Genomic DNA, 12,254 nt, shown 5'->3' with positions numbered 1-12,254 from the left:
CTACGGGCTCACGCCTCGACGCTGGCGACGAGGGTCTGGACGCGTTCGAGCAGCTGGGTCGCCTCCGGCGCGAGGACGACGAGGCGGTCGTCGTGGCGGTCGACGATCGCCGCGGGCGTCGTCTCACAGTCCGCGAACGCCGCTTGCACGCGCGCCTCGGTCTCGCCGTTCTCGACGGTCGCCGTCGCCCCGTCGAGCGTCCCCAGCGCGTCGACGAGCGGTGACGTGGCCGTACACGACAGCGCGAACCTGATCGCTGGATCGTGTTCCCGGCAGGCGAGGATCGTCTCTGCGAGCGGCGTCGGGACGCCGAAACGGACGCCGCGGTTGGAGCGGATTCCGTCTCGGGTCAGCCCGATACCGCCCTCGACGGCCGCCACTTCTGCCGGGGATTCGGCGTACGGCGTCGCCCCCGCGACGTTGGCGATGCCGTGTGGGACCAGCGCGGTCGCGTTCGCGTCACTCAGTCCCGCGACGACGGCCTCGACAGCCTCGACGGTCTCGTTGCGCGCGGCCTCGTTGCGGCTCTCGACGGTGTGGTGGACGGCACCCGCCCCCTCGCCCACGTCGACGTTGTACCGGACCGCGCGGGCGAGCAGGGCGATCCCCTCGCCGACGGCGGTCTCCGTGTCGTCGCCGTGTGCCAGCCGCGTCGCGACCGCGCTGGAGAGGGTACAGCCCGACCCGTGGGTCGCCGCCGTGTCGATCCGATCGTGTCGGTAGGTGTGGACCGTCTCGTCGGTCACGAGCGTGTCGACGACGGCGTCGCCGGGGACGTGCCCGCCCTTGACCAGGGCCGCGTCGGCACCCATCGCCACGAGCGCCTCGCCCGCGCGCCGCGCCGCGTCGGCGTCGGTCACTTCGATGTCGGTCAACACCTCGGCCTCGTCGGCGTTTGGCGTCACGACCGCCGCCTCCGCGATCAGGTCCTCGTAGGCGGCCTCTGCCTCTGGGTCGAGCAGTCGGTCGCCGCTGGCTGCGACCATGACGGGGTCGACGACCAGCGCGGGCAAGGACGCGGCGTACTCGGTCACCGTCTCGACGACCGCGCTCGTCGACAGCATCCCGGTCTTGACCGCCGCTACGTCGAAGTCCTCGACGACGGCGTCGATCTGTGCGTCGACCGTCGCCCGGTCGAGCGTGGTCACGTCCCGGACGCCCTGCGTGTTCTGTGCGGTGACGCCGGTGATCGCCGTCGTCGCGAACGCGCCGCCCGCTTCGATCGTCTTCGTGTCCGCCTGGATTCCCGCACCGCCGCCGCTGTCGCTGCCGGCGATCGACAGGACGACCGGTGGCGTGACGGGCGCGGCCTCTCGTGTCATGTGTGACGACAGGGCGACCCGGCCCTAATGGATGGTGATCCTGGTCTCGCTGTGAATCGCCGCGAAATTAATAATATTTATGATATGTGGTCGTGTACGTCTGCCAACCCGGGTCGCCGGGTGGCATGGGACGATGACACGCACAGTCGATCGAACAGGTGGGGAACAGAGCGACAAGTACGGGACGTTCGTGACGGGCGACGGGAACTTCGTGGTCTACGACCGCGAGAATCCGGACGCCTGGATCCAGTCGGACTTCGCACTGGACCTGAGTGGGCAGTAGCCGTCGATCGCACGCGTCCACGGCGTGCGCGGCTTTTTTTGTCTCTCCGACAGCACCGAGTCCTAGTATGGTATTACTATTCCTTATCGCACTCGGGAAAGGCTTATGTCCACCATTCCATTGTGAACTGATACCGTATTTCAACCGATGACCGAACCAGACACTCCCTCCGACGTGGCAACCGACGACGAACCCAGCGCCGACGAACAGTTCGGTGCGTTCACGACCGACGACGGCGACACCATCGTCTACGATCGGACCAACTCGGCGGCCTGGATCCAGTCGGACTACGCCGTCGAGGTGGGCGAGGACACCTCCTCGGCTTGATACCGCGGACACACGACCGGCCAACGCTCTTCCGTCCGGACTGCAAAACGTGGTTCGGATGACCGACACCGACGCCGCTGACCGGCCGGAGTCGACGGCGACCGACGAGATCGTGGTCTACTCCGACTACGTCTGTCCGTTCTGTTATCTCGGTCGCGAATCGCTCAGACAGTTCCAGGCGGACCGCGACGAGCAGTTGCGGATCGACTGGCGGCCGTTCGACCTGCGCCACAACAAACGAAACCCCGACGGCTCGATCGACCACTCCGTCGACGACGGCAAAGACGACGACTACTACGAGCAGGCAAAGGAGAACGTCCGCCGCCTGCAAGCGGAGTACGACGTCGAGATGAGCCTCGATCTGGCCAGCGAGGTGGACTCGCTGTCGGCCCAGGTCGCCTCCTACCACGTCAAGACGACGGCCGACTACGAGACGTGGCTCGACTTCGACACGAGCATCTTCACGGCGCTGTGGCAGGAGGACCGCGACATCGGCGATCCGGACGTGCTGGCAGCCCTCGCAGAACGCGCGGGTCTGGACGGCGACGAGATCCGCGCCGCGCTCGACGACGAGACGCTCCGCGAGGCGGTCACCACGCGCTTTACCGAGGCCCAGCGCGAGGGGATCACTGGCGTCCCGACGTTCGTCTACGACGGCTACGCTGCCCGCGGTGCGGTCCCTCCGGAACAGCTCGAACGGCTCGTCGACGGGACCTGATCGCGCTCCCTGTCGACTCTTTGCTCTCCGCGCGTCATTCGGTTTCGGTGACGAACGCGCGCACGTCTTCGACCGGGACGAACCCGTCTTCGAGCGTCTCGACGAGTTCGCCGTCCACGAACAGCAACAGCTTCGGCACCGACCGCACGTCGTACTCGTCGACGAGGACGGGATCGTCGCGGGGATTCATCGTCGCGACCGTCGCGTCGGTCCCCTTCGCGACCGCGTCGAGTACCGGGGCCATCGCCTCGCACAGCGAACAGCCCTTCGTGTGAAACTCCACGAGCAGTCGCTCCTCGCTGGCGATCAGGTCGTCGAGCGCCGGCTTCGAGTCGAGCAGGTGGGGACGGGGCTGTGTTTCCGTGGCCATGCCGGTCTTTGGTCGCCCAGACGAATACGGTTGTCCCTGGCGGCTCTCACTGCCGTCGTCTCGTACTGACGCCTCACTCCGCGACGATGCTCGCCGCGGGGCGGCCACTCGGTCCCAGATGGCTGCCGATCGTGTCAGAACAGCCCCTGGCTCGCGAGGATATACAGCGCGACCGAGATCAACACGAACAGCCCCGCGACGAACAGCTTCAGCGTTCGCGTGCTGAACGTCGACGTGACGTAGGGCGCGATCTGGCCGCCGGTGACCGTCGCCGGGACGGTGAAGACGACCATGTTCCAGGGTGTCGTCGCCAGATCGATGCTGTGTGCGCCGACGACGCCGCCGCCGAAGACGTGGGTCAGCGAGGCGGCGACCGCCGTGATGGCGACGACGATGTGGTTGGTGCCGATGGCGACGCGGACGGGAATCTTCGAGCGCAGCATCGAGACAATCCCGATTTCGCCGATGCCGAAGCCGGCGACACCCTGGAAGACGCCGCCGAAGCCGTAGGTGCCGAACCGCTCGGCGTAGCCCGATCGATCGTAGCGGTAGGTCGTCCCGCTGCGGTCGACACGGGTGACCTGTCCGTCACCGTCGGTACTCACACCCGCGTGGCCCAGCTTGTCGGCGTCGTTTGGCAGGTCGCTGCCGCCGTCCGCCGCAGCGGTCTCGACGCTGTCTCCCGTGTGGCCATGCGAGAGGTCGAGCTGGAAGAGGAGGTACGCCGACAGCGTCAACACGACCCCCAGCATGAGCTGGAAGACCGGCTCCGGGAGGAAGAAAGAGAGGAACGCGCCGCCGACCACCAGCGGGAGCGCCCCACCGACGATGGCCGTTCCGACTCGCCGATCCACGAGGCCGTGAGCGACGAACGCGACGGCGGAACTGGACAGGCCGAACGATTCGCTGATGAGCCCGACTTTGACGATCGTCGCGGCGTCGAGTGGCGACGCGACCAGCGGGAAGAGGAAGATCAGGAACGGGACGAAAAGCGCCGCGCCGCTGATCCCCACCGTGTTGACGATCGTCGCGCCCAGCAGGAAGCAGGGGAACAGCCACCAGTACTCCAGCCAGTAGCCGCTCCCGCCGGCCCCGTTGGTCGGCGCGAACAGGTACACCAACGCGACGAACACTACTGGTGCGGTGAACACGAAGAAGTGTTGATTCTTGAGAAAGCCGGACACGAGTCGTGCGTACGGTGAATCCGACGCGGACGGAGTCGAAGTCACGTGCAGATGGCCCTACGTGTGGCAAAGGGAGTTAAAAAACTGAATGTCGAACATCGCCTTGGTGGCTGTTTGCACTCCACCAGTGCCCCGACTGGCGACGCCGGTGTCGACCTCGTCGCCGAACCACTGCTCTAGCTCCCCCTCTGCCCACAGCCGTCCCGCCGACCCGCAGTATATTTGGGCGGGCAGGGCTTCCCTCCCGGATATGGACGCGGCGCTGGGACCTCCCGAGAAGATGGCCGAGCGGGTCGACGAGCTGACGCCGATGATGCGCCAGTACTACGAGCTCTGTCGGGCCTACGACGACTCGCTGGTCCTGTTTCAGGTGGGTGACTTCTACGAGGCCTTCTGCGGTGCCGCCGAGCGAGTCGCCCGGCTCTGTGAGATCACGCTGACCAAGCGCGAGGACTCGACCGGGCAGTACGCGATGGCCGGGGTCCCCATCGACAACGCCGAAAGCTACGTCGAGACGCTGCTTGACGCCGGCTACCGCGTCGCCATCGCGGACCAGGTCGAAGACCCCGACGCGGTCAGCGGCGTCGTCGACCGGGCGGTGACGCGGATCATCACGCCGGGGACCCTGACCGAGGACGAACTGTTGGACTCACCGGACAACAACTACGTCGCCGCGCTGACGGCCGACGGCCGCCGCTACGGGCTGGCGCTGCTCGACGTGTCGACGGGCGACTTCTACGCGACCAGCGCCGACGCCGTCGACGCCGTCGCCGACGAAGTGGGCCGGTTCGCACCCGCGGAGGCGATCGTCGGCCCCGGCGTCGACGTGGACGAGGATCGGGTCTTCGACACCGCGGCGATGGTGACGCCGTACGACGAGTCGGTGTTCGCCTTCGCGGACGCCGCCGACCGGGTGCGGACGTACTTCGGCGATCCGGACGCGCTGCTGGCCGACGACCTGGAGGTGCGAGCCTGCGGCGCGCTGCTCGAGTACGCCGAGTACACCCGCGGGGGCGGTGCGGGCACGAGCGACGAAATCGCAGACGACGGCGGCGGGCAGCTGACGTATCTCACACACCTCACGCGCTACGATCCTCGCGAGTACATGCTGCTCGACGCGGTCGCGCTCGACAGTCTCGAACTGTTCGAGCGCCGGGCGGTGCGGGGCCACGAGGGGCGCACGCTGGTCGACACCGTCGACGAGACCGCCTGCGCGCTCGGCCGGCGACGGCTGGGCGACTGGCTGCGCCGCCCGCTGCTGGACGCCGACCGGATCGAGCGCCGTCACGAGGCGGTCGCCGAGCTGGTCGAGGGACTCCAGCGTCGCGAACGACTCCACGAACTGCTCACGGCGGTGTACGACCTCGAACGACTGATCTCGCGCGTCTCTCGCGGCCGGGCGAACGCGCGAGACCTGCGCTCGCTCGCCGCCACGCTGGCCGTCGTGCCGGACGTGCGCGAGCAGCTGGCAGACGCCGACAGCGCCCTGCTCGCGGACCTCTACGAGGGGCTGGACCCGCTGACGGACGTGCGCGAGGAGATCGAGGCGGCGATCTGTCCGGACCCGCCACAGGAAGTCACCGAGGGCGACGTGATCCGCGAGGGGTACGACGACGACCTCGACGCGCTGCGCGAGACCGAGCAGTCGGGCAAGCGGTGGATCGACGACCTGGAGATCAACGAGCGCGAACGCACCGGGATCGACTCGCTGAAGGTCGGGCACAACTCCGTCCACGGCTACTACATCGAGGTGACCGACCCCAACCTCGACAGCGTCCCCGACGACTACGAGCGCCGCCAGACGCTGAAAAACTCGGAGCGCTTCGTCACGCCCGAGCTCAAGGAGCGCGAAGAGGAGATCGTCCGCGCCGAGACGGCCGCCGACGACCTCGAATACGAACTGTTCTGTGAGGTCCGGGCGGCGATCGCGGCCGAGGCCGAGCGCGTGCAGGCACTGGCCGACCGCCTTGCGACGCTGGACGTGCTCGTGGCCTTCGGCGAGGTGGCGGCGACCCACGACTACTGTCGACCCAGCGTCGGCGGGGACGCCATCGACGTGACGGCCGGCCGCCACCCCGTCGTCGAGCGCGCCGAAGAGTCGTTCGTTCCCAACGACGCCCGCCTCACTCCGGACGCGTTTTTCACGATCCTCACCGGCCCCAACATGAGCGGCAAGTCCACCTACATGCGCCAGATCGCGCTCCTCTGCGTGCTGGCACAGGCCGGGAGCTTCGTCCCCGCACGCGAGGCGAGCCTGCCGATCGTCGACCGGGTGTTCACCCGCGTCGGCGCGAGCGACGACATCGCTGGCGGGCGCTCGACGTTCATGATCGAGATGACCGAACTCGCAGACATCCTGCAGGGCGCGACCAGCGACTCGCTGATCCTGCTGGACGAGGTCGGCCGCGGGACCTCGACGGCCGACGGGCTCGCCATCGCCCGCGCCGTCACCGAACACGTCCACGACGAAATCGGGGCCTACACGCTCTTTGCCACCCACCACCACGAGCTGACGGCCGTCGCCGACGAACTGCCCGGCGTCCACAACCGCCACTTCGAGACGCGCCACGACGGCGACGGCGTCGTCTTCGAGCACAGCGTCGCTCCCGGCGCGGCCGCGGCGTCCTACGGGATCGAGGTCGCGGCCCTGGCTGGCGTGCCCGATTCGGTGGTCGAGCGATCCCGGACGTTGTTGGCAGGCGAGGGCGAGCGAAGTGAGCCCTCGGAACGAGCGAGCGGGGAGGGACGACCCGTGAGCAGCGAGGACGAGCGAAGTGAGTCCTCGAAGACGGGAGCGGGAGCAGCGCGACACGCGGGTAGCGAGGACGAGCGAAGTGAGTCCTCGGACGCCGAAAACGACACGGCGTCCCAGCCGTCGGTCCCGGCGAGCGAGTCGCCGTCGACCGACGGCCACGCCGCAGTCGAGGCGGCGACCAGTGACGAGAGCAGACCCGACGCCGATCCGCTCCGCGAGCGGCTGGCACGGCTGGACGTGGCGACGATGACGCCCATCGAGGCGATGAACGCGCTCGCCCGACTCCAGGACGACATCGCGGACTGATACTGCCGGGGCGGGCTGTCTCGTGTTCGTGCCGCCCGAACTCGGAGACGACGACCCGGTGGTACGTACCGATATATAGGGCTCTATTGGAATCGTATCGGTACGTACCGCACCGAAACGAACATACCGTCAAGTACCGCTATTATAAACGAGTTTAGTAATCCTCCGTCCGGTTTCTGGTGATGACACGCGAGTCAGCGCGACTGTCTGATCTGGTATCACGGCGGAAATTCGTCGCGGCGGCGGGCTCGGCTGGGGCCGCTGCTGTGGCCGGGTGCAGCGAGAGCGAAGGCAGTGGCGACGGCGACAGCGCCGACGGAGACACCGGCGGCGAGGGGTCGAGCGGTGACGGCTCGAACTCCATGGACTCCGACGGCTCGGAGAGTAGCGGCGGCGGTGGGATGGACACGAGCGTCCTGACGGGTGACGGTTCCTCGACGGTGTTCCCGATCACGAACACCGCGGCGAGCTACTGGAACTCCAACCCCGAGGCCGGCGACGAGGACTACTGGCCCTCCGATTGGGCCGAGGAGTACGGCACCGACATGCGGCTCGCCGACTACTTCGCCTCGGAGTACGGCTTCGAAGCGACCGGCGATCGATCCAGCCCACCGTTCCGCGTCTCGATCGCCCTCTCCCACTCCGGGACCGGGATCGAGGGCGTCATGGAGGGGCGCGTCGACATCGGCGACGCGAGTTCCTCGGCCGAGTCCGAACTCGGCGAGGACGCCGAGGGGCTCGACGGGTTCGTCGACCACGTCGTCGGCGTCGACGGTCAGCCGATCGTCGTCAGCCCCGAGATCGCCGAGGCGGGCGTCGAGCAGATCACGATCGACGACCTGCGGGGCATCTACAAGGGCGAGGTCACGAACTGGAGCGAGGTCGGCGGCCCGGACAAGGACATTCTCGCGCTCGGTCGCGCAGAGGGGTCGGGGACCGACACCGCCTTCCGGAACAACGTCTACGGCGACCCCGACGAGCCGATCAGTCCCGACCAGCGGTTCGGTCAGAACCAGCAGCTCCAGCAGGCCGTCGGACAGGCCGACAACGCCATCGCCTACATCGCGCTGGCGTTCGTCGAGCCCGACGGCGGGACGCCGCCGATCGGCCTGGAGATCGACGGCACCGTCTACGAGTACGGCAAGAACCTCGGTGCCCAGGAGTACCCCCTCTCTCGGGACCTCCACGCGTACACCTACGAGGACACGTCCCGGAAGGAAGCGGCCTTCATCAACTTCTGCCTGAGCGACTTCGGACAGGAGATCTTCGTCGCCGGTAACAACTACTTCAAGCTGCCAGACGATCGCCTCGAAGCACAGCGCGAGAAGGTCGCAGCCTCGAAGTACGAATAGCGTCGCGGACCCTGGGCTTTCCGGATACTACGATCCAATGCTTCAACGACTCTCACTCACCGGGCTCTCACAACGGGCACGAGACTACCGGTCCCGAACGGAAGACGGTGCGATCGCGTTGCACGTACTCGTCGCCGGCTGGATCGCCGTCGGCTTCGCGCTCTTTTTCGTCGGTTCAGCGTGGACGATCCTGCCGCTCGTGGGCTTTCTGACGACGACCGCCTACGGCTGGGCTCGGTACCAGGCCGAGACCGCGAAGGGGCTCACCTTCCTCACGACCGTCGCGACCGTCGGCGTGCTGGCGCTGATCATCGCCTTCCTGCTCTTGCGGACACTGCCGGTGTTCCAACAGATGGGACTCGACCTGTTCTTCCGAACCGAATCGCCCCCACGCCTCTGGGGTGGCGACGGCGGGACGGTCTGGTCGCTCACGCCGATGATGGTCGGGACCGCACTCACCACCGTCATCGCGACGATCGTCGCGGCACCGCTGGGCGTCGCCGGTGCGATCTTCGTCAGCGAACTGGCACCGCCCCGCGTTCGCGAACTCGTCAAGCCCGGCATCGAGCTGATGGCCGGGATCCCCTCGATCACCTACGGGTTCATCGGACTGACGATCGTCAATCAGTACCTCTACGCGGAGTTCAACACCCCGACGATCGGGAACTACTTCGGGGCCGGTCTGATGGTCGGCATCATGGCGTTGCCGACCATCGTCACGGTCGCGGAAGACGCGCTCTCGACGGTCCCCGAGTCGATGAAGAGCGGCTCGCTGGCGATGGGATCGACCGAGTGGCAGACGACCAAGAGCGTCACCATCCCCGCGGCGCTGTCGGGCATCTCGGCGGCAATCTTGCTCGGCGTCGGGCGTGCCATGGGCGAGACCATGGCGGCCACGGTGATGCTCTCACACACGAAAGGGTTCCCGTCGCCGATCTTCGACGTGTTCGCGGGCTACGGCGAGACGCTGACGACGGTCATCGCCTTCGAGGGGGGCAACGCCAGCGGTCTCCACATGAGCGCGCTGTTCGCCGGTGGCGTCGTCCTGTTCGTCATGGTGATGTTCCTCAGCGTCTCCTCGCAGTTCGTCGAGTGGCGGATGCGACAGAAACTCCGAGGTGAACGATGAGTACCGTCCGCGACACTGCGCTGCACAGCGGCGACTCGACGACGAGCGAACTGATCGCGAACGTCGTCCTCGCGGTGAGCTTCGCGGGTTTCGTCGTCTCCTGGGGCGTGCTCTTCCAGTGGATCGACGAGGCGACGACGGTGGCAGGGGCCACTGTGCTCGTCCTGCTCGGGGTGGCGCTGCTCGTCGCCGCCGTCGGTCTCGTGGCCGTCGGCGTCGCGTCCCGACTCGATCGGCTCGACACCACCCCGTCCCCGACGGCGGGGTTCACCGTCGGCGCGGTCTTTGGCGTGCTCTGGTCGGTGCTGGGCGCGCTGTTTGCGACGACACTCCTCGGTGCCGGGACCGTGCTGTGGGTTCCTGCGGCAGTGGCGTTCGGTGCCGCCGGGAGTCTCGCGGCGACGATCACCCGCGAAGACATCGGCTCGACGATCCCCGTCGCCGTCGTGCTCGCCATGCTCGGTGGCGCGGTCGTGCTGGGCCAGATCGACGCGGCGTGGGTCTGGGCACCGGCGTGGTCGTCGGCCAGCTTCCCCGGCAGCGAACTGATCCCCGCCGTCGTGATCGCCGGCTCCCTGCTCGCGGCCTGGAGCGGGGCCAAAGCGAAGGCCGGCTTCGGCGCGCAGGGCCGCCAGGCCGGTGCCTTCGCGCTCATCGGGACGGTCGTCTTCGGGATGCTCGCAGTGCTCGGGCTGTTGATCGGCTTCATCGTCGTCAACGGTCTCGAAACGATGCTCACCGGCGCGAGCCTGCTTGGCGGTCAGCTGACGATTCCCCTCGTCGGCGTGACGATTCCGTGGCCCGCCTTCCCGTTCGCGACGAACGTCACCGGCGGGCTGTTCGTCGAGATTCCCGGCGTGTTGCCGGCGACGATCGGCACGCTCTGGCTCGTCTTCGGTGCCGTCGTCTTCGCGGTCCCACTCGGCGTCGGTGCCGCGGTCTTTCTCACCGAGTACGCCGAACACGGTCGCTTCACCCAGGTCGTCGAAGTGGCGACCAACGGACTGTGGTCGACCCCGAGTATCGTCTTCGGTCTGTTCGGGCTGGCCTTCCTGGTGCCACGTATCAGCGGCGGGAACTCGATTCTCGTCGGCCAGTTGGTGCTCGGGTTCATGCTGTTGCCGCTCGTGCTCATCACGAGTCGCGAGGCCGTCCTGGCGGTCCCGGACGAGTACCGAGACGCCAGTGCGGCCCTGGGCGTGACGAAGTGGCAGACGATCCGCAGCGTCGTCGTGCCGGCCGCGATGCCCGGGACGATCACCGGCGTCATCCTCGGCGTCGGACGGATCGCTGGCGAGACCGCGCCGCTCCTGCTGGTGTTCGGTGGTCCCCCCTACCCCAGCGACACGCCGAACGTGCTGGGATCGTTCGCGCTGACGCCCAACCCGCCGTTCGTCACCAACGAGGCGCTGCTGTCGCCGGCCAGTGCGCTGCCCTACCAGCTGTACTCGACGATCACTGCCGGCGTGTTCCCCAAGGAGATCTTCACAAACCAGCAGTTCGGCTGGGGGACGGCGCTGGTCCTCCTGCTGGTCGTGATCGGGCTGTACGCCGTCGGCGTCGGCAGTCGACTGTACTTCCGGAGGAAACTGCACCATGAGTAACGCAGAAATCGAACACCACGACGAGGCATCGAGCGAGCAACGGCCCACGACCAGCGGCGAGTCCGACGAGCGGATCGACGCCGCGTGGCGCGAGTACGACTTCACCGGGCAGGCGAAGCTGTCGGTCGAAGACTTAGACGTCCACTACGGTGACGAGCACGCCCTCCAGAGCGTCTCGATGGACATCCCCGACGAGAGCGTGACGGCGCTGATCGGGCCGTCCGGCTGCGGGAAGTCGACGTTCCTGCGCTGTCTCAACCGCATGAACGACCGGGTCGACGCCGCGCGCGTCGACGGCTCGGTCGAACTGGACGGCCAGGAGATCTACCGAGACGGTACCAACCTCGTCGAGCTTCGCAAGCGCGTCGGGATGGTGTTTCAGGCACCCAATCCCTTCCCCAAGTCGATCCGGGACAACATCTCCTACGGCCCGCGCAAACACGGCGACATCAACAAGGGACTGATGGCGCGGCTCCTGGGTCGCGACGACACCGAGAAGGAGGCGGAACTGGTCGAACGGACGCTCAGACAGGCGGCCCTGTGGGACGAAGTCAACGACCGACTCGACGACAACGCGCTGGGACTGTCTGGCGGCCAACAACAGCGTCTCTGTATCGCTCGCGCGCTGGCGACCGATCCGGAGGTGCTGCTGATGGACGAGCCGGCGTCGGCGCTGGACCCGATCGCCACCGCGAAGATCGAGGACCTCATCGAGGACCTGGCCGAGGAGTACACCGTCGTCGTCGTCACCCACAACATGCAACAGGCCGCTCGGATCTCCGACCAGACCGCCGTCTTCCTCACCGGCGGCCACCTCGTGGAGTACGACGACACGGACACGATCTTCGAGAACCCCGAGAGCCAGCGCGTCGAAGACTACATCACCGGCAAGTTCGGGTGAGCC

Annotated in this window: 11 protein-coding genes; 8 read left to right on the top strand and 3 right to left on the bottom strand. The window is 67.4% G+C overall.

Annotated features, from left to right (window positions below; genetic code table 11):
* Nucleotides 1–8: 8 nt before the first annotated feature.
* On the bottom strand, nt 9–1,322 hold the full coding sequence (thiD, locus tag AC5FRZ_RS14810) for a bifunctional hydroxymethylpyrimidine kinase/phosphomethylpyrimidine kinase (protein ID WP_170092638.1): 1,314 nt from the start codon (nt 1,320–1,322) through the stop codon (nt 9–11).
* A gap of 133 nt (nt 1,323–1,455) precedes the next feature.
* Between thiD and AC5FRZ_RS14805 the strand changes: the two genes are divergently transcribed.
* The 3 genes from AC5FRZ_RS14805 to AC5FRZ_RS14795 all read left to right on the top strand — a co-directional run bounded on the left by AC5FRZ_RS14805 (nt 1,456) and on the right by AC5FRZ_RS14795 (nt 2,650).
* Entirely contained in the window at nt 1,456–1,605 is a 150-nt protein-coding gene (locus tag AC5FRZ_RS14805) for a DUF7331 family protein (protein WP_164731963.1), read from the top strand.
* 147 nt (nt 1,606–1,752) lie between these two features.
* Nucleotides 1,753–1,932 carry a DUF7331 family protein gene (locus tag AC5FRZ_RS14800; protein WP_170092637.1) on the top strand — a complete coding sequence of 60 codons (180 nt, stop codon included), beginning with the start codon at nt 1,753–1,755 and terminating at the stop codon, nt 1,930–1,932.
* A 58-nt stretch (nt 1,933–1,990) separates the two neighbouring features.
* Complete coding sequence (locus AC5FRZ_RS14795) at nt 1,991–2,650, top strand: DsbA family oxidoreductase (protein WP_493564967.1); 660 nt, start codon at nt 1,991–1,993, stop codon at nt 2,648–2,650.
* 34 nt (nt 2,651–2,684) lie between these two features.
* Here the strand turns inward: AC5FRZ_RS14795 and AC5FRZ_RS14790 are convergent, their stop codons facing one another.
* Nucleotides 2,685–3,020, bottom strand: a complete 336-nt coding sequence (locus tag AC5FRZ_RS14790) for a thioredoxin family protein (protein WP_153554500.1) — start codon at nt 3,018–3,020, stop codon at nt 2,685–2,687.
* A 134-nt stretch (nt 3,021–3,154) separates the two neighbouring features.
* Nucleotides 3,155–4,204, bottom strand: coding sequence for a sulfite exporter TauE/SafE family protein (locus AC5FRZ_RS14785; protein WP_493565090.1), 1,050 nt, complete (start codon nt 4,202–4,204; stop codon nt 3,155–3,157).
* 250 nt (nt 4,205–4,454) lie between these two features.
* Between AC5FRZ_RS14785 and mutS the strand changes: the two genes are divergently transcribed.
* From mutS to pstB, 5 genes are all read left to right on the top strand, one after another.
* The gene (mutS, locus tag AC5FRZ_RS14780; protein WP_493564966.1) at nt 4,455–7,265 is read left to right on the top strand and encodes a DNA mismatch repair protein MutS; all 2,811 of its coding nucleotides are present in this window, start codon (nt 4,455–4,457) and stop codon (nt 7,263–7,265) included.
* A 182-nt stretch (nt 7,266–7,447) separates the two neighbouring features.
* Nucleotides 7,448–8,617: a PstS family phosphate ABC transporter substrate-binding protein gene (locus tag AC5FRZ_RS14775; RefSeq protein ID WP_170092633.1), complete on the top strand. Its 1,170-nt coding sequence runs from the start codon at nt 7,448–7,450 to the stop codon at nt 8,615–8,617.
* Between the two features lie 37 nt (nt 8,618–8,654).
* A complete protein-coding gene (pstC, locus tag AC5FRZ_RS14770; RefSeq protein ID WP_493564965.1) occupies nt 8,655–9,746 on the top strand; it encodes a phosphate ABC transporter permease subunit PstC in 1,092 nt (363 codons plus the stop codon).
* Complete coding sequence (pstA, locus tag AC5FRZ_RS14765; RefSeq protein ID WP_170092631.1) at nt 9,743–11,350, top strand: phosphate ABC transporter permease PstA; 1,608 nt, start codon at nt 9,743–9,745, stop codon at nt 11,348–11,350. Before pstC ends, pstA begins: the two co-directional genes overlap by 4 nt.
* Nucleotides 11,343–12,251 carry a phosphate ABC transporter ATP-binding protein PstB gene (pstB, locus tag AC5FRZ_RS14760; protein WP_493564964.1) on the top strand — a complete coding sequence of 303 codons (909 nt, stop codon included), beginning with the start codon at nt 11,343–11,345 and terminating at the stop codon, nt 12,249–12,251. Before pstA ends, pstB begins: the two co-directional genes overlap by 8 nt.
* Nucleotides 12,252–12,254: the final 3 nt, after the last annotated feature.

The organism is Halomicrobium sp. HArcht1-1 (assembly GCF_058933285.1).
This window is presented reverse-complemented; position numbering and strand designations above follow the sequence as displayed.

What these genes read in the sequence shown, in the direction of transcription:
- thiD (WP_170092638.1), bottom strand. Translation starts at nt 1,322, where the DNA reads ATGACACGAGAGGCCGCGCCCGTCACGCCACCGGTCGTCCTGTCGATC.
- AC5FRZ_RS14805 (WP_164731963.1), top strand. Translation starts at nt 1,456, where the DNA reads ATGACACGCACAGTCGATCGAACAGGTGGGGAACAGAGCGACAAGTAC.
- AC5FRZ_RS14800 (WP_170092637.1), top strand. Translation starts at nt 1,753, where the DNA reads ATGACCGAACCAGACACTCCCTCCGACGTGGCAACCGACGACGAACCC.
- AC5FRZ_RS14795 (WP_493564967.1), top strand. Translation starts at nt 1,991, where the DNA reads ATGACCGACACCGACGCCGCTGACCGGCCGGAGTCGACGGCGACCGAC.
- AC5FRZ_RS14790 (WP_153554500.1), bottom strand. Translation starts at nt 3,020, where the DNA reads ATGGCCACGGAAACACAGCCCCGTCCCCACCTGCTCGACTCGAAGCCG.
- mutS (WP_493564966.1), top strand. Translation starts at nt 4,455, where the DNA reads ATGGACGCGGCGCTGGGACCTCCCGAGAAGATGGCCGAGCGGGTCGAC.
- AC5FRZ_RS14775 (WP_170092633.1), top strand. Translation starts at nt 7,448, where the DNA reads ATGACACGCGAGTCAGCGCGACTGTCTGATCTGGTATCACGGCGGAAA.
- pstC (WP_493564965.1), top strand. Translation starts at nt 8,655, where the DNA reads ATGCTTCAACGACTCTCACTCACCGGGCTCTCACAACGGGCACGAGAC.
- pstA (WP_170092631.1), top strand. Translation starts at nt 9,743, where the DNA reads ATGAGTACCGTCCGCGACACTGCGCTGCACAGCGGCGACTCGACGACG.
- pstB (WP_493564964.1), top strand. Translation starts at nt 11,343, where the DNA reads ATGAGTAACGCAGAAATCGAACACCACGACGAGGCATCGAGCGAGCAA.